Origin of the sequence: Microbacterium sp. APC 3901 (assembly GCF_030407765.1) — a bacterium.
Classification (GTDB): domain Bacteria; phylum Actinomycetota; class Actinomycetes; order Actinomycetales; family Microbacteriaceae; genus Microbacterium.
On the sequence record NZ_JASDCU010000016.1, the window covers coordinates 46,466 to 64,521 of the forward strand.

An 18,056-nucleotide genomic window follows, 5' to 3' on the forward strand; every position below is an offset into this window, starting at 1 on the left:
ATCGAACCTCGGTCAGAGTGTTCGATGCGGATCACGCACTGCGAGGGAGTCCCGTGGACATCGTCCGTCACATCATCAATGGAGCAGAGACCGCCGAGGCGGCGCGCACGGGTCAGATCTTCGACCCCGCCACCGGACAGGTGACCACGCAGGTCGCCTTCGCGTCCACCGCAGAGGTCGAACAGGCGATCGCCGCCGCGGCATCCGCTCTGCCCGCATGGCGTGAGACGAGCCTCATCAAGCGCGCCGACGTGTTCTTCCGCCTGCGCCAGCTGCTCAAGGAGCGCACGCCCGAGCTCGCGGCGATCGTCACGTCGGAGCACGGCAAGGTGCTCTCGGATGCCGCGGGCGAGGTCTCGCGCGGCATCGAGAACGTCGAGTTCGCGGCGGGCCTCGTGCACCTGCTCAAGGGCGAGCGCAGCGAGCAGGTCTCGCGCGGCGTCGACGTGCACTCGGTCAAGCAGCCCGTCGGCGTCGTCGCCGCCATCACCCCGTTCAACTTCCCGGTGATGGTGCCGCTGTGGATGGTCGCCTCGGCGATCGCGTGCGGCAACACCGTGGTGCTCAAGCCCAGCGAGAAGGATCCGTCGGCCTCGGTCTGGCTCGCGAAGCTCTTCCAGGAGGCAGGTCTGCCCGACGGCGTGCTCAATGTCGTGCACGGCGACAAGGAGGCCGTCGATGCGCTGCTCGAGTCGCCGCGCGTGAACGCCGTCAGCTTCGTGGGCTCGACCCCGATCGCCCGCTCGATCTATCAGCGCGCTTCGACTGCGGGCAAGCGCGTGCAGGCGCTCGGCGGAGCGAAGAACCACATGGTGGTGATGCCGGACGCCGACCTCGACGCGGCCGCCGACGCCGCGATCTCGGCCGCCTACGGGTCGGCCGGCGAGCGCTGCATGGCCGTCTCGGTGCTCGTGGCGGTCGGCGACATCGCCGACGATCTGGTCGCCGCGATCGCGTCGCGCATCGAGGGTCTGACGATCGGCGCCGGCACCGATGCCGCGAGCGAGATGGGTCCGCTCATCACGCGCGAGCACCGCGACCGCGTCGCCTCGTACGTCACCGGAGCCGCCGCAGAGGGCGCGACGGTCGTGGTCGACGGCACGACGAAGGAGTTCGACTCTGAGGGCTTCTTCATCGGCGTCAGCCTGATCGATCAGGTCGCCCCCGGCATGAAGGTCTACGCCGACGAGATCTTCGGTCCGGTGCTCTCGGTGGTCCGCGTCGAGACCTACGCCGAGGCCGTCGAGCTCGTCAACGCGAACGCCTACGGAAACGGCACGGCGATCTTCACGCGAGACGGCGGCACCGCCCGTCAGTACGAGTTCGACATCGAGGTCGGCATGGTCGGCGTCAACGTGCCGATCCCCGTGCCGATCGGCGCATACTCTTTCGGCGGCTGGAAGGACTCGCTGTTCGGCGACTCGCACATCTACGGTCCCGAGTCGGTGCACTTCTACACTCGGTCGAAGGTGGTCACCACGCGCTGGCCCGACCACACGCCCTCGCAGATCGACCTGGGCTTCCCGAGCAACCACTGAGTCAGAGAGCGACACACGACATGACGACCTTCACCGATCGCCACGGCGCATCGCACCCGCTCCCCGCCCCCGAGGCCGAGGCGCAGGTGCGGGCGGACGACCGCGGCCACGTCTTCCACTCCTGGAGCGCTCAGGGACTCATCGACCCGCTGCCCGTCGCGGCGGGCGAGGGTGCGACGTTCTGGGACTACGCAGGCAACGCCTACCTCGACTTCTCGAGCCAGCTGGTGAACCTGAACCTCGGCCACCAGCATCCCGATCTCGTGGCGGCGATCCAGCAGCAGGCCGGGCGCCTGTCGACGATCCAGCCGGCCATGGCCAACGACGTGCGGGGCGAGCTCGCCCGGCTCATCGTCGAGGTCGCACCCGAGGGGTTCGAGAAGGTCTTCTTCACGAACGGCGGCGCCGAGGCCAACGAATACGCGGTGCGCATGGCCCGCCAGTCGACCGGCCGCCACAAGGTGCTCTCGATGTACCGCAGCTACCACGGCTCCACATCGACGGCGATCTCGCTGACGGGCGACCCCCGCCGATGGGCCAACGGCACGCCCGACTCGGGCGCCGTGCGCTTCTTCGGACCGTACCTCTACCGCTCGCCGTTCCACGCCGAGACGCCGGAGCAGGAATCCGAGCGCGCGCTCGCCCACCTCGAGCAGACGATCCAGCTCGAGGGGCCTCAGACGATCGCCGCGATCATCATCGAGACGGTCGTCGGCACGAACGGCGTGCTCGTGCCGCCGCCCGGCTATCTGCAGGGCGTGCGCGAACTGTGCGATCGCTACGGCATCGTCTACATCGCCGACGAGGTCATGGTCGGCTTCGGGCGGCTCGGCGAGTGGTTCGGCATCGACGCCTACGACGGGCGCCCCGACCTGATCACCTTCGCCAAGGGCGTGAACTCCGGCTATGTCCCGCTCGGCGGCGTCGTCATCTCCGAGCGGATCGCGCGCGCCTTCGACACCACGCCGTTCGCGGGCGGATTGACGTACTCGGGCCACCCGCTCGCGTGCGCCGCCGGTGTCGCGACCTTCGAGGTGTTCCGCCGAGACGGCATCCTCGAGCGCGTGCGCGACCTGGGCGAGCGCGTCGTCGAGCCGACCCTGCGCCGCTGGGTCGACACCCACCCGAGTGTCGGAGAGGTGCGCGGGCGCGGTCTCTTCTGGGCCGTCGAGCTCGTGCGCGACAAGCAGACGCGCGAGCCGCTCGTGCCGTTCAACGCGAGCGGATCGGATGCTGCGCCGGTCGCCGCATTCGCCGCCGCGGCGAAGAAGGCCGGCGTCTGGCCGTTCACGCACTTCAACCGTATGCACGTGGCTCCGCCGCTCGTGATCCGCGAGGACGATCTGGTGCGCGGTCTCGCCGTGCTCGACGAGGCCCTCGCCGTCGCCGACGAGCACGCCGCGAGCTGACTCTGCCGCTGCTGCGCGGGTTCAGACCAGGAATCCGCGCAGCAGCGCCTCGGAGCCCGCGAGATGATCACGCATCGCGGCCTCGGCGACGTCGGGGCGCCCGGCCAGGATCGCCGTGACGATGCGCTCGTGCTGCTCGCCCGAGTGCTGGATGTTGCGTGGCATCAGCGGGAACGTGTCGAGCCACGCGTTGACATCCGCCCGGTTCTCGGCGACCAGAGCGACGAGCGAGGGGATGCCGGCGGCCTCGGCGATCGCGAGGTGCAGCAGGGTGTCGAGACGGCGGTACTCCTCTGGTCCGGCCGGAAGCGCCGCCTCGTGCCGGGCCCACAGGTCGGCACGAGTCGCCGCATCCAGAGCGCGACCCGCAGCCGCACGCACCGCGCCGGTCTCGAGCACCCGGCGAAGCCCCAGAACGTCGTCGATCTCGGCGGCGGTCACCGCTCCGGCATCCGAGGGCTGCGGCAGCGGATCCGCGACGAACGTGCCGCCGTACCGACCACGCTTCGGAACCAGATAGCCGGTGTCGGCGAGCTCGCGGATCGCCTCGCGCACGGTGTCGCGGCTCACTCCGAAGGATGCCGCGAGCTCGCGCTCGGGAGGCAGGGACTCTCCCGGCGCGACCACGCCGAGACGGATGGTCTGCACGAGCCGAGCGACCGCATCCTCGAGGGCGTTTCCTCGGCGCAGCGGACGGTAGACCGCCCGGCGCACCCCGACGAGATCGCCGTCGGATGGGTGCTCGCTCATGCTTCTCAGCCTGTCACAGCGACATGGTCCCGCTTCACAGCGGGGTGACGTAGGCGTTGGTGATGCCGCCGTCGACGACGAAGGCGCTGGCCGTGATGAACGACGAGTCGTCCGAGGCGAGGAAGGCCACGGCCGCTGCCAGCTCCGACGGTTCGGCGAAGCGCCCCATCGGCACGTGCACGAGTCGGCGCTGCGCGCGCTCGGGATCTTTTGCGAAGAGCTCCTGCAGCAGCGGGGTGTTCACCGGTCCGGGGCACAGCGCGTTGACGCGCACACCCTGCCGGGCGAACTGCACGCCGAGCTCGCGCGACATCGCGAGCACGCCGCCCTTCGATGCGGTGTAGCTGATCTGCGAGGTCGCCGACCCCAGCAACGCCACGAACGAGGCCGTGTTGATGATCGACCCGCGGCCCACCGGCACCATGTGACGCAGCGCGGCGCGGCTGCACAAGTACACGCTCTTGAGGTTCACGTCCTGCACGCGATCCCAGGCCGGCAGCTCGGTCGTCTCGATCGAGTCGTCGTCGGCGGGCGAGATTCCCGCGTTGTTGAACGCGATGTCGATGCGGCCGAACTCCGCGGCGACCCCGTCGAACAGGGTGTTGACCATGGCCTCGTCGGCGACGTCGACCGGACGGAACACACCGCCCACCTCGGCCGCGGCCGCTTCGCCCGTGGCGGGGTCGACGTCGGCGATGACGACGAACGCGCCCTCGGCGGCGAAGCGCTGGGCTGTGGCGAAGCCGATTCCGCTCGCGCCGCCCGTGATGATGGCGACGCGGTCCTTGAGGCGCTGGGTCAGATCGATGGTCATGTGTGTTCTCCGTTGCAGGGTGTGTGAGCGGGTCAGGATTCGTCGGTCGCGAAGAAGACGTTCTTCGTCTCGGTGAAGTGCTCGGCGGCGTCGGGCCCGAGCTCACGCCCGAGGCCCGACGCCTTCATGCCGCCGAACGGCGTCGCGTACCGCACCGAAGAGTGCGAGTTCACCGACAGCACGCCGCTCTGCACCCCGCGGGACACACGCACGGCGCGGCCGAGGCTCTCGGTCCAGATCGAGCCGGCGAGACCGTAGGCGGTGTCGTTCGCCAGGCGGATCGCGTCGGCCTCGTCCTCGAACGGCATCACCGCGACGACCGGGCCGAACACCTCCTGCTGGGCGATCCGGTCTGAGGGATCGGCGAGCACCACGGCGGGAGCGAACCAGAATCCGTCGCCGCTCGGAGCGCTGCCGCGGAATGCGATGTTCGCATCGTCCAGGAACCCCGACACCGTGTCGCGGTGGGCGGCCGAGATGAGTGGCCCCATGTCGGTGTCGGCACTCGACGGGTCACCCACCCGCCAGGCGGCGACAGCCGGTTCGAGCATCTCGAGGAACCGGTCGTACACGGACCGCTGCACGAGAAGGCGACTGCGGGCGCAGCAGTCCTGGCCCGCATTGTCGAACACGGATCCGGGAACCGCAGCGACGGCCTTCTCGAGATCGGCGTCCGCGAAGACGATGTTGGCGCTCTTGCCGCCGAGCTCGAGGGTGACGGGTTTGAGCGCACGCGCGCAGCCGGCGGCGACCTCGATGCCGACCTCGGTCGATCCGGTGAAGACCACCTTGCGCACATCCGGATGCTCGACGAGCCGCTGCCCGACGACCGAACCCGATCCGGTGACGACCTCGAAGAGCCCTTCGGGCAGCCCGGCCTCGAGGGCCAGCTCTCCGAGTCGGATGGCCGTGAGCGGCGTGAGCTCCGCGGGCTTCAGCACCACGGCGTTGCCCGCGGCGAGCGCCGGCGCGAACGCCCACGCGGCGATCGTCATGGGGAAGTTCCACGGCACGATCACCCCGACGACTCCGTACGGGTCGTGGAAGGTGACATCGAGCCCGCCCGCCACCGGGATCTGACGGCCCGACAGCCGCTCGGGGTCGGCCGAGTAGTAGTTGAGCACCTGGGCGACATGGCCCGCCTCCCACCGGGCGGAGCCGATCGGATGCCCGGAGTTCCGCACCTCGAGCTGCGCCAGCTCCTCTGTGGCGGCCTCGACGGCACGAGCGAAGGCACGCAGCGCATCGGCTCGAGCGACGGGCGCGAGCGCGGCCCATCGGCGCTGCGCCGCGACGGCGCGCGCGATCGCGGCATCCGTCTCTCCGATGTCGGCGCGCGCGACCTCGCGGATCGCCGCGCCGGTCGACGGGTTGATGACTGTGAACGCGCTCATCGGGCGTCCTCCTTCCCCCGCGCGGCGAACGCGCGGGCCTGTGAGACGAGATCTGCGAAGAGCCGCCGGTCCTCGGCGTTCTCCTCGGGGTGCCATTGGACGCCGACGATGTGGGCACCAGAGGTGTCGACGAAGGCCTGCACGAGGCCGTCATCGGAGTGCGCCGCAGCCACGAGCCCCTCGCCGAGGCGGTCGACGCCCTGGTGGTGATAGCTGTGCACGCGCATCTCGGTCTCGCCGATGATCTCGGCGAGAGGCGTCTCGGTCGACACTTCGACGTCGTTCTCGGCGAAGACCCCTCCGCCGATGCGGTACTTCTCGGTGCCGAGCGATTCGGGCAGATGCTGCTGCAGGGTGCCGCCGCGCGCGACGTTCACGAGCTGCAGGCCTCGACAGATCGCGAGCACCGGGATGCCGCGGCGCTCCGCCGCGCGGAACAGCGCGAGCTCCCACGCATCGCGATCGACACGGGCGGGGTCGGTGAGCGGATGCCGGTCCTCGCCGTACAGCTCGGGGGCGACGTCCGCCCCGCCGGAGAGCACGAGGCCGTGCATGCCCGAGATCGCGGCACCTGCAGCATCCGGATCCTGCGGTGGGAGAAGAAGCGCGATGCCGCCGACCGAGGTCACGCTCGTGAGGTACTGCTCAGGCAGGAACGCCGCCCGCACATCCCACACCCCCTGCTGCGCGCGCTCGAGGTACGTGGTGACGCCGATCAGCGGCGCCGGGTCAGAGACGCTCGAAACCACGGATGCGCTCCCAGTCGGTGACGGCCGCGTCGTAGGCCTCGACCTCGATGCGGGCCTGGTTCAGGTAGTGCTCGACCACGTCGTCGCCGAAGGCCGCCCGCGCGACGGCCGACTCGCTGAAGAGCTTCGCCGCCTCGCGCAGTGTCGTCGGCAGATGATCGACGCCCGCTTCGTACGCATTGCCGGTGAACCGCTCGGGCAGCGGCAGCTCGTTCTCGATGCCGTGCAGACCGCCCGCGATGATCGCGGAGATCGCGAGGTAGGGGTTCACGTCGCCCCCGGGCACCCTGTTCTCGACGCGCAGCCCCGAGCCTGATCCGACCACTCGCAGCGCGCATGTGCGGTTGTCGATGCCCCACGCCACACCTGTCGGCGCGAAGCTGCCCTTCGCGAAGCGCTTGTACGAGTTGATGTTCGGGGCGAGCAGCAGGGTGAAATCGCGCAGAGTGGCGAGGATGCCGGCGATCCAGTGCTCCATCACGGGACTGAAGCCGTGCTCGCCGTCGCCCGCCATGACCGGAGCACCCGACTCGTCGCGCAGCGACAGGTGGATGTGACAGCTGTTGCCCTCCCGCTCATTGAACTTGGCCATGAAGGTGAGCGCCTTGCCGTGCTGTTCAGCGATCTCCTTCGCACCGTTCTTGTAGATCGCATGCTGGTCGGCGGTCTCGCGCACCTCCGCATACCGGAACGCGATCTCCTGCTGGCCGAAGTTGCATTCGCCCTTCACTCCCTCGCAGTACAGACCCGCACCGTCCATGCTGTTGCGGATGTCGCGCAGCAGCGGCTCCATGCGGGTCGAGGCGAGCAGGTTGTAGTCGACGTTGTAGTCGGTCGCCGGCGTGAGCCCTTCGTACTTGCGCGCCCACGCCTCGCGGTAGGTGTCGTCGAAGACGATGAACTCGAGCTCGGTGCCCGAGTAGGCGGTCCAGCCTCGCTCGGCGAGGCGATCGCGCTGGCGGTCGAGGATCGCACGCGGCGACGGCCCGACGGGCTCGCCGTTCTGCCAGACGAGATCGGCCATGACCAGCGCGGTGCCGTCGAGCCACGGGATGTTGCGCATCGTCTCGACATCGGGCTTCAGCACCATGTCGCCGTAGCCGCGATCCCAGCCCGACATCGCGTATCCGTCGACGGTGTTCATGTCGACGTCGACCGAGAGCAGGTAGTCGCAGGCCTCGGCACCGTGGGCCAGGATGTCCTCCTGGAACAGCCGCGCCGACACGCGCTTGCCGACCAGCCGACCCTGGGCGTCGGCGAAGGCCACGATCACCGTGTCGATCTCGCCGGCGGCGATGCCGGCATCCAGCTGTTCGATGCTCAGGTTGCCCGCCATCTGACGCTCCGTTCTCGTGCTGTGAAGCGATCGGCCGACCGGCTTCGCCCTCAGAGTAGATCACCTTGCCGTTTAAAGGTAGACGAAACCACCATTGACTGTCACAATCATCCGCAAGGTGCACGCGGCGCCTGCACGCATGCGAACGGAGAGCGGATGTCCCAGCAGAGCAATGAATCCCGCAAGGTCGCCGGAGCGACCTATACACGCGCCGGGAGTGACTATTTCGAGAAACGCACCCTGAAGAGGTCGGCCGGCGTCTGGGGCCTGTGGGGTCTCGCGGTCGCCGCCGTGATCTCGGGCGACTTCTCGGGGTGGAACTTCGGCATCGACTTCGCCGGCTTCGGCGGGATGCTCATCGCCTTCGCGATCCTCGTGGCGATGTACTACGGCATGATCTTCGCGATCGGCGAGATGGCGGCCGCGATGCCGCACACCGGCGGCGCCTACTCGTTCGCCCGCTCGGCCATGGGCCCGTGGGGCGGCCTCGTCACCGGCGCCGCCGAGACCATCGAGTACGTCGCGACCACGGCGGTGATCGTCTACTTCTCGGCGTCGTATGCCAACGGCATCACGAGCGAGCTGCTCGGGCTCGAACTACCCGGATGGGTCTGGTACCTCATCCTCTACATCGTCTTCATCGCCCTGAACTCCGCGGGCGCCGCGATCTCCTTCCGTTTCGCGATCATCGTGTCGGTGATCTCGATCGGCATCATCCTGGTCTTCTCGGCCATGGCGCTCTTCTCGGGTGCGTTCTCCTGGGATGCCCTGTGGGACATCGTCCCCGACGAGGGCCAGACCGCGTTCCTCCCTCACGGCGTCCTGCCGATCCTGTTCGCGCTGCCGTTCGCGATGTGGTTCTTCCTGGGGATCGAGGAGCTGCCGCTCGCGGCGGAGGAATCGCACAACCCGACGCGTGACATCCCCAAGGCGGGATTCTGGGCTCGCGGCACGCTCATCGTCACCGGCCTGCTGGTGCTCTTCCTGAACACCGGCGTGCTCGGCGCCGAGGCGACAGGCACCGCGGGCGAGCCGCTGCTCGACGGCTTCCGCGCGATCGTGGGCGACCAGCTCGCTGCCGTGCTCGCGCTGTTCGCGCTGATCGGTCTGCTCGCCTCGCTGCAGGGCATCATGTTCGCCTACGGACGCAACATGTACTCACTGTCTCGCGCCGGGTACTACCCGCGCTTCCTCTCGCTCACCGGCAAGCGCCAGACACCGTGGGTCGCACTCACCGTGGGTGCGGCGATCGGCTTCGTCGCCCTGATCGTGCTCGATGTGCTCACCGCCGTCGACTCCGAGGGTGCGGGAAACGTCGCGGGTGCGATCGTGCTGAACATCGCCGTCTGGGGAGCCGTCGTCGCTTACGCGCTTCAGCTCGTGTCGTTCATCATCCTGCGCAAGAAGTTCCCGAACGTCGACCGGCCGTACGTGAGCCCGTGGGGCATTCCGGGTGCCGTGATCGCCCTGGTGATCGCCGCACTGATCTTCGTCGGCTTCCTGCTCAACCCGACGTTCGGCCCGGCGATCATCGCGATCGCGATCGTCTACGCGATCATCCTGCTCGGGTTCGGCCTGTTCTTCCGCCACCGCCTCATCCTCTCCCCCGAGGAGGAGTACGCGCTGTCGGGCGGCTCGCACGGCGACCCGCAGGCCGAGGGCTACGACGCGATGGAGGGCGAGATCTTCGACGGCAAGCGGTGATGACGGAGGAGCGCGGCTCTACTTGCGGTCGAAGTCGAACGCCTTGAGCAGCTCGTCGACAGCCTTGTCGCGCTCCTCCCCGCCTTCGTCGAACATGTGCGTCACATGCGTGCGCAGGTGGTTCTCGAGCAGCAGGCGGTTGAGTGACTCCAGTGATCGCTGGATCGCGCGGGACTGCGTGATGATGTCCATGCAGTACTCCTCGTTCTCGATCATCCGCGCGACGCCGCGCATCTGACCTTCGAGGATGCTGGTGCGGTGCAGGGCACGCTTCTTGATGTCTTCGATCACGTTTCGAGGGTACTCGGGTCCTGCGCGTGTGGCGCTGGCCGAGCTCAGGGGGAACTCCCCGTGAAAGGATGACGTCATGCCGCGAACACCGATGGCGCTCCTGTCGCCCGCAGACCAGGCGCGGCTTCGCGCGCTTCGACGCATGAAGGCCGTCGCGCTGGGCGCACTGATCTTCATGGCCGTCGTCTTCGTCTTCGCGTTCGCGTTCCAGGAGCGGCAGCCCTGGCTGGGTTATGTCCGGGCAGCCGCAGAGGGCGGCATGGTCGGCGCCCTGGCCGACTGGTTCGCCGTGACCGCGCTGTTCCGCCGGCCGCTCGGCCTGCCGATCCCGCACACCGCGATCATCCCGAACCGCAAGGACGAGATCGGCCGCACACTGGGCGAGTTCGTCGAGACGAACTTCCTCGAGGCGAGCGTGGTGCGCACCAAGCTCGCCAGCACCGCGATCGCGAAGCGCGCCGGCGAATGGCTGAGCGAGCCCGCCCATGCAGAGCGCGTGGGCGCCGAGGGAGCGACGATCGCGACCGCCGTGCTCAACGCCCTCAGCGATGACGACGTGCGCGACCTCATCACCGACCTGGCCCGTGAGCACCTCGTCTCCCCCGAGTGGGGCCCGCCCGCCGGCGCCTGGCTCGAGAAGATCGTCGAGGCCGGCGCGCACCACGGAGCCGTCGACCTCGCCGCCGACAGCATCGGCCGATGGCTCGACGCGAACGCCGAGTCATTCTCGGGGCTCATCTCACGCAGGCTGCCCGGATGGGTGCCGAAGCTCGCGCACCGATTCGTCGACGACACCGCCTACAACGAAGCCGTCAAGTTCGTCCGCGCTGTGCAGGCTGATCCACAGCATCCGGCTCGTATCGCCGTCGATGGATACCTCGCCCGCCTCGCCGACAGCCTGCAGAACGACCCGGAGACCCGGGCCAAGCTCGAGAACGCCAAGTCGTCGCTGTTCGACAGCCCCCGCGTGGGCGCCCTCGCCGCCGAGGCGTGGAACACGGCCAAGAACGGACTGCTCGCCGCCCTCGCCGACCCCGAGAGCGGACTGCGCGTGCGCGCGGCCCAGGCTCTGCAGGAGGTCGGCCAACGGCTGACGACGGATGCCGCGCTGCAGCACCGCGTCGACACGTGGGTGTCGGATGCCGCCGTGTTCCTCGTCGACCGCTACCGCCACGACATCGCGTCGATCATCACCGACACCGTCGAACGCTGGGACCCGGTCGAGACCACCGAGAAGATCGAGCTCATGGTCGGCCGCGACCTGCAGTACATCCGCCTGAACGGCACGTTCGTCGGCGCACTCGCGGGCCTCGCGATCTTCACGATCGCGCACCTGGTCATTCCCGGGGTCTGACGCGTGCGGATCGTCGAGCTGGTCGAGACCTCCATGGCCGATGTCGATCTGATCGCCGTCGTGCCGCTGGACCCACGGCACGCGATCGCCGTGCCCGATGAGGAGGATCCCGAGCTCCGCGAGGCGATGGAGGATGCCCTCCTCGAAGCCCTCGACGACCTCGACCGCGACGGACTCGCGCCGTCGATCGTGACGCTCACCGGGAACCCCGAGCAGAGGCTCGCGCAGCTGGAGAGGGCTGCCGGCCTCTGAGGTCCGGCACGCTCGCGCTGTGAACCTCTTCCTTTGGGGCCCGGTCGCGCTCCTGACCGTCATGGCGGTCAGGTACCCTCGCGAGCGAGCATCACTGACGCTGCGCGGATAGAACCCTCCGTCAGCGGGTGGCGAGGGCCGCGAGCATCTCCAGCACGCACAGCGCGGCCAGTCGCACCGTGCGCAGGTCGTCGGTGTCGGCCGTCGAGTCGACCTCGGCGATGTCGGCGCTCACGACGCGTGGGTCCGCCGCGATCGAACGCACGAGGGCGCGCAGCTCCCACGCGGCGAACCCGCCGGGGACGGATGCCGGGCAGCCGGGCGCTGCGGCGCGATCGGCCGCATCGACGTCGACGTCGAGGTGGATGCGGGCGCCGGCGCCCGCTCCCGCGACGCGCGTGGCTTCGGCGACGACGTCGGCGATACCGCGACGGCGCACCTCGTCGAGCGTGATCACGCGGATGCCCCAGTCGGCCGCCCTCGCGGCATACGCGGCCGAGTTCGCGAAGTCCGCGATGCCGATCTGGACGATACGCGTGGGATCGATCCGCTCGCCGACCGGCGCATCCTCGACCAGCCGACGTACCGGGGAGCCGTTCGACACCCCGTCGCGCAGGTCGAAGTGCGCGTCGATCGTGATCAGTCCGGTGGCCCCCGCGCCGCGCGCGACCGGATAGGTCAGAGCGTTGTCGCCGCCGAGCGCGATGACGAGACGTGTGGCGTCGGCGAGCTCGCGCACCCGGGCGACCGTCGCGGCGATGCCGGGTTCGCCGTCCGGCTCGGCCACATCACCGGCGTCGAGCACGCGCAGCGCCTGGGCGAGATCGACCACCGGCGGGCCCATGAGGGTGGCGCTGTAGCGGGTGAGCGCATCGCGGATCGCGGCGGGTGTCGCGTGCGCGCCCGTCGGCGACAGCGACGTGCGCCATGTGGCAACGCCGAGCAGCACGGCATCGGCGTCGTCCCCCGCAGCGAACGCGGGCCAGGAGCCGGCACGCGGCCACAGGTCATCGTGCGACAGGGCCATGACTCTCCGTTCCTCGCGGCGTTCCGGGTGCCGTGAAGACCGCGACCCCGTCTTTCCAGACCTGCTCGACGAGCAGCACCCCCGGACGGTAGGCGAGATGGATGCGGGTGGGAGACTTCAGCAGCACGAGATCCGCCCGCGCCCCGGGTGCGATCACACCGACGTCGTCGCGCCGCAGCGCCAGGGCGCCACCAGCGGTCGCCGCCCACACGGCCTCGGCGGGTGTCATCCCCATGTCGCGCACGGCGAGAGCGATGCAGAACGACATCGATGACGTGAAGCTCGACCCCGGGTTCGTGTCGCACGCGATCGCGACCGTGACGCCCGCATCGATCAGTCGACGCGCATCGGGGTACGGCTGGCGGGTCGAGAACTCGACGCCGGGCAGCAGCGTGAGCACGGTGTCGGATGCCGCGAGCGCAGCGACATCCGCATCCGTCAGGTAGGTGCCGTGGTCGACCGACGCCGCGCCGAGCTCGACCGCGAGACCGACTCCCTCACCCGGACCGAGCTGGCTCGCGTGCACGCGGGGCAAGAGGCCCTTCGCGATGCCGGCTTCGAGCACGCGCCGGGACTGCTCGACCGAGAACGCCCCGGTCTCGCAGAACACGTCGATCCACTTCGCGTGCGGCGCGCATGCATCGAGCATCGGGCCGGTCACCAGGCCGACGTACTCGTCGGCGCGGTCGGCGTACTCGGCCGGAACGACATGCGCGCCGAGGAACGTGACTTCCTGTGTGACCTCGGCGGCGAGGCGCACCAGGCGCTCCTCGCCCTCGACGCTCAGCCCGTACCCGCTCTTGATCTCGACCGTCGTCGTGCCCTGCGCGAGCATCTCGTCGAGGAATCCACGCAGTCGCGCGCGCAGCTCGTCATCGCTCGCTGCCCGGGTCGCCGCGACCGTCGAGCGTATGCCGCCGGCCGCGTAATTCTGCCCGGCCATCCGTGCCTCGAACTCGGCGGCGCGATCGCCGCCGAACACGAGGTGGCTGTGACTGTCGACGAACCCCGGGATGACGGCGCGACCGGATGCATCCACGATCTCGCCGGCATCCGGCGCGTCGGCGGCGGACCCGACCCAGGCGATCCGCTCGCCGTCGATGAGAACGGCCGCATCGACCAGGGTCCCGAAACGGTCTCCCCCAGACGAGCCGACATTGGTCGTCAGCTCTCCGATGTTCGTGATCAACGTCGTGCTCATAGCATCGGCACCTTCAGGCCACGCTCCCGGGCGACGTCGCGAGCGTGCTCGTACCCGGCATCGACGTGTCGCATGACACCGGTGCCCGGGTCGTTCGTGAGCACACGTTCGAGCTTCTCGGCGGCGAGCGCCGAACCGTCGGCCACGGTGACCTGGCCTGCGTGGATCGAGCGGCCGATCCCGACGCCGCCGCCGTGGTGCAGCGACACCCACGAAGCGCCGGATGCCGTGTTGAGCAGCGCGTTCAGCAGCGGCCAGTCGGCGATGGCATCCGACCCGTCCTTCATGGCCTCGGTCTCGCGGTACGGCGACGCGACCGAACCCGAATCCAGGTGGTCGCGGCCGATCACGATCGGCGCCGCCAGCTCACCCGACGCGACCATCTCGTTGAACTTGAGGCCCGCCAGGTGACGCTCTTTGTAGCCGAGCCAGCAGATGCGGGCGGGCAGACCCTCGAAGTGCACCTTCTCGCCGGCCTTCTCGAGCCAGCGGTGCAGAGCCTTGTCTGCGGGGAACAGCTCGGCGATCGCGCGGTCGGTCTTGTAGATGTCCTCGGGGTCTCCCGAGAGCGCGGCCCAGCGGAAGGGTCCACGCCCCTCTTCGAACTGCGGGCGGATGTACGCCGGCACGAAACCGGGGAACTCGAAGGCACGGTCGAACCCGCCCAGCTGCGCCTCGGCGCGGATCGAGTTGCCGTAGTCGAACACCGCGGCGCCTGCGTCCTGGAACGCGACCATCGCGGCGACGTGCTGCGCCATCGATTCGCGGGAGCGGCGGGTGAACTCCTCGGCGTCCCGCTCGGCCTCGGCCTTCCACTCGGCGACCGTGATGCCGACCGGCAGGTACGCGAGCGGATCGTGGGCACTGGTCTGGTCGGTGACGATGTCGATCGGCACGCCCCGTCGCAGCAGCTCGGGGAAGACGTCCGCAGCGTTGCCGACGACACCGACCGACAGAGCCTCCCCGGCATCCTTCGCAGCGACGACGCGGACGACCGCCTCGTCGAGGTCGGTCGTGTACTCGTCGAGGTATCCGTGCTCGACCCGACGGGCGAGGCGCGACTCGTCGACGTCGACGATGAGCACCGCTCCGTCGTTGAGGGTGACGGCGAGCGGCTGCGCGCCACCCATTCCGCCGGCACCGCCGGTCAGCGTCAGCGTGCCCTTCAGCGATTCCCTGCCGAGAGATCGGGCGACGGCCGAGAACGTCTCGTAGGTTCCCTGCAGGATTCCCTGGGTTCCGATGTAGATCCATGACCCAGCGGTCATCTGGCCGTACATGATCAGGCCGAGCTCTTCGAGGCGGCGGAACTCAGGCCAGTTCGCCCAATCGCCCACGAGGTTCGAGTTGGCGATGAGCACCCGCGGCGCCCATTCGTGGGTGCGGAAGACGCCGACCGGCTTACCCGACTGCACGAGCAGCGTCTCATCGGGCTCGAGCTCGTCGAGGGTGCGGACGATCGCGTCGTACGCCTCCCAGCTTCGTGCCGCCTTGCCGGTGCCGCCGTAGACGACGAGGTCTTCGGGGTGCTCGGCGACCTCGGCGTCGAGGTTGTTCATCAGCATCCGCTTGGCGGCTTCGGCACCCCAGCTCTTGGCCGTGCGCTGGTTGCCGCGGGCGGCCCGGACCACGCGGGGTCCCGAGTTCGTCGACGCGGTGGTCCCTGAGCTTGTCGACGGGTCAGTCATGCGCGTGCTCCTTTGCGATGCGGGCGATGGTGCCGGACTGCACGAGTGCGGTCACGGCTTCGATGTCGGGAGAGAGGAATCGGTCGGGCCCCGGTCCTGCGGCGACGGTGCGCACCAGATCGCGCACGGCGCCGGTCGCGGGTCCCGCCTGCAGAGGGGCTCGGAGGTCGAGGGCGCGCGCCCCGGTGAGGATCTCGATCGCGATCACACGGCCGAGTCCGTCGATCGCCCGACGGAGCTTGCGGGCCGCGGCCCACCCCATCGACACGTGGTCCTCCTGCATCGCCGACGAGGGGATCGAATCGACGGATGCCGGCACAGCGAGTCGCTTCAGCTCCGAGACGATGCCCGCGGATGCGTATTGCGCGATCATCAGCCCTGAGTCGACGCCGACCTCGTCTGCCAGGAACGGAGGCAGGCCGTGGTTGCGTGCCGGGTCGAGCGCCCGGTCAGTGCGACGCTCCGAGATCGACGCGACGTCTGCCACGGAGATCGCGAGGAAGTCGAGCACCGCCGCCACCGGGGCACCGTGGAAATTGCCGTTCGACTCGATGCGGCCGTCGAGGGTGATGACCGGGTTGTCGATCACGCTCGCGAGCTCTCGCTCGGCGATGGTCGAGGCGTAGCCCATCGTGTCACGTGCGGTCCCATGCACCTGAGGCGAGCAGCGCAGCGAGTACGCGTCCTGCACTCGACCGTCCTCCGGGCCCTTGTGACTGTGCACGATGGGCGAGTCCCCCAGGAACGCCCGGAGGTTCGAGGCCGACTCCGCCTGACCCGACTGCGGACGCAGCGCCATGAGGTCGGCCGCGAAGACGGCATCCGTCCCCATCTGCGACTCGACCGACATCGCCGCCGCCATGTCTGCCGTGAGCAGCAGGGTCTCGAGGTCGTGCAGCGCGAGCACGAGCATGCCGAGCATCCCGTCGGTGCCGTTGATCAGCGCGAGCCCCTCTTTCTCGACGAGGGTGAGCGGCTCGATGCCAGCGGCCGAGAGCGCGTCGGATGCCGGAGCGAGTTCGCCATCGGCTGTGCGGACGTCGCCCTCGCCCATGGTGGCGAGGGCGATATGGGCCAGCGGTGCCAGGTCGCCCGAGCAGCCGAGGGAGCCGTACTCGCGGACGATCGGGGTGATGCCTGCGTTCAGCAGCGCCGCGTACGTCTCGACGACGACGGGGCGCACACCCGTTCGCCCCGAGACCAGCGTCTGGAGGCGCAGCAGCTGCAGCCCGCGCACGACCTCACGCTCGACCTCGGCGCCGGTTCCTGCCGCGTGCGAACGGATCAGGCTGGCTTGCAGCTGCAGGCGGCGATCCGGGGCGATGAACGTCGTGGCGAGCGCGCCGAACCCGGTGGACACTCCGTAATGCGGGTTCGGGTCGGCAGCGAGTCCGTCGATCACGCGGCGCGTGTCAGCCACTCGCGAGAGGGCTGCGGCACTGATCGTGACGGGGGCTCCGTGTCGGGCGACCGCGACGACATCGGCGTGGCTCAGGGGGGCGTCGCCGACGAGGACGGGGGGCAGTTCGGTCATGTCTCGATTCCACACCCGCCGGGTCGCGGGCGACAGCGGTTCGTGGCATCCTGTGTCTGTGATCCCAGACAAGACGGATACCGCGAGCCGTGTGCCGGCAGCAGACAATACGCTGCGGATCCTGCGCTATCTGGCTGGTCGCCCCGCGCCTGTCGCCGCGTCGGCGATCGCTCGGGAGCTCGAGCTGCCCCGGTCGACCGTGTACCACCTGCTCACCACCCTCGCGGCGCACGGCTTCGTGCTGCATATGAAGGAGGATCGACGCTGGGGCCTCGGCACTTCGGCGTTCGAACTCGCCGGCGGATACGCGCGACAGCAGCCGCTCGCTCGGATCGGTCGCCCCCTCGTCGCCGCGCTGTCGGACCGCCTCGGCGAGAGCACTCACCTCGCGGTGATGAGCGGTGGTGATGTGCTGTACATCGTGGAGGAGCGCGCGCCGCGGCGGCAGGCACTCGTCACGGACGTCGGAGTGCGCCTCCCCGCCCACCTCACGGCGTCCGGTCGCGCGATGCTCGCCGCGCTCCCGCGCGAGCAGGTGCGTGCGCTGTACCCGAACGCCTCGGCCTTCCCTGACCGCACGGGTCGCGGCCCGCGAAAGCCGAGCCAGCTGCGCGAACTGCTGCGCACAGTGCGCGAGCGCGGGTACGCGACTGAGGACAGCGAGGTCGCAGACGGACTGCGCAGTGTCGGCGCTGTCGTCCGCGATCACGCAGGGTGGCCTGTCGCCGCAGTCGCAGTGACCTGGGCAGGCGGAGAACTCGATGAGCGCTCGCTTGCAGACTCGGTGGTCGAGACGGCGGGGGTGCTCGAATCCCGACTCAAGAGATGACGTGAGAGGCACCCGTGGGTGCGCGGTTCGATCGCGAACATAAGTGCGCATCGATCGCGAACGCACGTTAACGCAGAAAAGCCACCCAACATTGGGTGGCTTTTCTGTATAAAAGAAGTCCGGCGGTGTCCTACTCTCCCACAGGGTCCCCCCTGCAGTACCATCGGCGCTGTGAGGCTTAGCTTC

At 69.3% G+C, this 18,056-nt stretch carries 16 protein-coding genes; 6 read left to right on the top strand and 10 right to left on the bottom strand.

The window, feature by feature from the left end; translation table 11 throughout:
* Window positions 1-53 precede the first annotated feature (53 nt).
* Window positions 54-1,538, top strand: a complete 1,485-nt coding sequence (locus QMA07_RS14580; protein WP_290163081.1) for a CoA-acylating methylmalonate-semialdehyde dehydrogenase — start codon at window positions 54-56, stop codon at window positions 1,536-1,538.
* A 20-nt stretch (window positions 1,539-1,558) separates the two neighbouring features.
* The gene (locus tag QMA07_RS14585; RefSeq protein WP_290163082.1) at window positions 1,559-2,947 is read left to right on the top strand and encodes an aspartate aminotransferase family protein; all 1,389 of its coding nucleotides are present in this window, start codon (window positions 1,559-1,561) and stop codon (window positions 2,945-2,947) included.
* A 21-nt stretch (window positions 2,948-2,968) separates the two neighbouring features.
* Here QMA07_RS14585 and QMA07_RS14590 read toward each other — a convergent pair whose 3' ends face one another.
* The 5 genes from QMA07_RS14590 to QMA07_RS14610 are packed head-to-tail and all read right to left on the bottom strand — an operon-like array spanning window position 2,969 to window position 7,990.
* On the bottom strand, window positions 2,969-3,697 hold the full coding sequence (locus QMA07_RS14590; RefSeq protein WP_290163083.1) for a GntR family transcriptional regulator: 729 nt from the start codon (window positions 3,695-3,697) through the stop codon (window positions 2,969-2,971).
* A gap of 34 nt (window positions 3,698-3,731) precedes the next feature.
* Window positions 3,732-4,511: a 3-oxoacyl-ACP reductase gene (locus tag QMA07_RS14595; protein ID WP_290163085.1), complete on the bottom strand. Its 780-nt coding sequence runs from the start codon at window positions 4,509-4,511 to the stop codon at window positions 3,732-3,734.
* A gap of 32 nt (window positions 4,512-4,543) precedes the next feature.
* A complete protein-coding gene (locus QMA07_RS14600; RefSeq protein ID WP_290163087.1) occupies window positions 4,544-5,905 on the bottom strand; it encodes an aldehyde dehydrogenase family protein in 1,362 nt (453 codons plus the stop codon).
* The gene (locus QMA07_RS14605; protein WP_290163089.1) at window positions 5,902-6,654 is read right to left on the bottom strand and encodes a gamma-glutamyl-gamma-aminobutyrate hydrolase family protein; all 753 of its coding nucleotides are present in this window, start codon (window positions 6,652-6,654) and stop codon (window positions 5,902-5,904) included. Before QMA07_RS14605 ends, QMA07_RS14600 begins: the two co-directional genes overlap by 4 nt.
* Complete coding sequence (locus QMA07_RS14610) at window positions 6,635-7,990, bottom strand: glutamine synthetase family protein (RefSeq protein ID WP_290163091.1); 1,356 nt, start codon at window positions 7,988-7,990, stop codon at window positions 6,635-6,637. The genes QMA07_RS14605 and QMA07_RS14610 overlap by 20 nt, the downstream gene beginning before the upstream one ends.
* Before the next feature lie 156 nt (window positions 7,991-8,146).
* Between QMA07_RS14610 and QMA07_RS14615 the strand changes: the two genes are divergently transcribed.
* Window positions 8,147-9,694, top strand: a complete 1,548-nt coding sequence (locus QMA07_RS14615) for an amino acid permease (RefSeq protein WP_290163093.1) — start codon at window positions 8,147-8,149, stop codon at window positions 9,692-9,694.
* Window positions 9,695-9,712: 18 nt separating this feature from the next.
* Here the strand turns inward: QMA07_RS14615 and QMA07_RS14620 are convergent, their stop codons facing one another.
* On the bottom strand, window positions 9,713-9,985 hold the full coding sequence (locus QMA07_RS14620; protein WP_042537810.1) for a metal-sensitive transcriptional regulator: 273 nt from the start codon (window positions 9,983-9,985) through the stop codon (window positions 9,713-9,715).
* Between the two features lie 76 nt (window positions 9,986-10,061).
* Here QMA07_RS14620 and QMA07_RS14625 point away from each other — a divergent pair, with 76 nt between their 5' ends.
* Window positions 10,062-11,339 (top strand): DUF445 domain-containing protein, encoded by a 1,278-nt coding sequence (locus tag QMA07_RS14625; protein ID WP_290163097.1) that lies wholly within the window; start codon window positions 10,062-10,064, stop codon window positions 11,337-11,339.
* Window positions 11,340-11,342: 3 nt separating this feature from the next.
* The gene (locus QMA07_RS14630) at window positions 11,343-11,591 is read left to right on the top strand and encodes a hypothetical protein (protein WP_290163099.1); all 249 of its coding nucleotides are present in this window, start codon (window positions 11,343-11,345) and stop codon (window positions 11,589-11,591) included.
* Between the two features lie 121 nt (window positions 11,592-11,712).
* Here the strand turns inward: QMA07_RS14630 and QMA07_RS14635 are convergent, their stop codons facing one another.
* Genes QMA07_RS14635 through hutH form a run of 4 tightly spaced genes read right to left on the bottom strand, consistent with a single transcriptional unit; the run spans window position 11,713 to window position 17,041 of the window.
* Window positions 11,713-12,618 (bottom strand): arginase family protein, encoded by a 906-nt coding sequence (locus QMA07_RS14635; RefSeq protein ID WP_290163101.1) that lies wholly within the window; start codon window positions 12,616-12,618, stop codon window positions 11,713-11,715.
* Entirely contained in the window at window positions 12,599-13,819 is a 1,221-nt protein-coding gene (gene hutI / locus QMA07_RS14640; protein ID WP_290163103.1) for an imidazolonepropionase, read from the bottom strand. The genes QMA07_RS14635 and hutI overlap by 20 nt, the downstream gene beginning before the upstream one ends.
* A complete protein-coding gene (gene hutU / locus QMA07_RS14645; protein ID WP_290163105.1) occupies window positions 13,816-15,507 on the bottom strand; it encodes a urocanate hydratase in 1,692 nt (563 codons plus the stop codon). The genes hutI and hutU overlap by 4 nt, the downstream gene beginning before the upstream one ends.
* Complete coding sequence (gene hutH / locus QMA07_RS14650; protein ID WP_290163107.1) at window positions 15,500-17,041, bottom strand: histidine ammonia-lyase; 1,542 nt, start codon at window positions 17,039-17,041, stop codon at window positions 15,500-15,502. The genes hutU and hutH overlap by 8 nt, the downstream gene beginning before the upstream one ends.
* A 91-nt stretch (window positions 17,042-17,132) precedes the next feature.
* Here hutH and QMA07_RS14655 point away from each other — a divergent pair, with 91 nt between their 5' ends.
* Window positions 17,133-17,870 carry an IclR family transcriptional regulator gene (locus QMA07_RS14655; protein ID WP_290163117.1) on the top strand — a complete coding sequence of 246 codons (738 nt, stop codon included), beginning with the start codon at window positions 17,133-17,135 and terminating at the stop codon, window positions 17,868-17,870.
* Window positions 17,871-18,056 lie beyond the last annotated feature (186 nt).

Coding starts and splice junctions, on each gene's coding strand:
- QMA07_RS14600 (WP_290163087.1), bottom strand. CDS start 5,905: ATGAGCGCGTTCACAGTCATCAACCCGTCGACCGGCGCGGCGATCCGC.
- QMA07_RS14585 (WP_290163082.1), top strand. CDS start 1,559: ATGACGACCTTCACCGATCGCCACGGCGCATCGCACCCGCTCCCCGCC.
- QMA07_RS14615 (WP_290163093.1), top strand. CDS start 8,147: ATGTCCCAGCAGAGCAATGAATCCCGCAAGGTCGCCGGAGCGACCTAT.
- QMA07_RS14635 (WP_290163101.1), bottom strand. CDS start 12,618: ATGGCCCTGTCGCACGATGACCTGTGGCCGCGTGCCGGCTCCTGGCCC.
- QMA07_RS14610 (WP_290163091.1), bottom strand. CDS start 7,990: ATGGCGGGCAACCTGAGCATCGAACAGCTGGATGCCGGCATCGCCGCC.
- hutI (WP_290163103.1), bottom strand. CDS start 13,819: ATGAGCACGACGTTGATCACGAACATCGGAGAGCTGACGACCAATGTC.
- QMA07_RS14595 (WP_290163085.1), bottom strand. CDS start 4,511: ATGACCATCGATCTGACCCAGCGCCTCAAGGACCGCGTCGCCATCATC.
- hutU (WP_290163105.1), bottom strand. CDS start 15,507: ATGACTGACCCGTCGACAAGCTCAGGGACCACCGCGTCGACGAACTCG.
- QMA07_RS14625 (WP_290163097.1), top strand. CDS start 10,062: ATGCCGCGAACACCGATGGCGCTCCTGTCGCCCGCAGACCAGGCGCGG.
- QMA07_RS14590 (WP_290163083.1), bottom strand. CDS start 3,697: ATGAGCGAGCACCCATCCGACGGCGATCTCGTCGGGGTGCGCCGGGCG.
- hutH (WP_290163107.1), bottom strand. CDS start 17,041: ATGACCGAACTGCCCCCCGTCCTCGTCGGCGACGCCCCCCTGAGCCAC.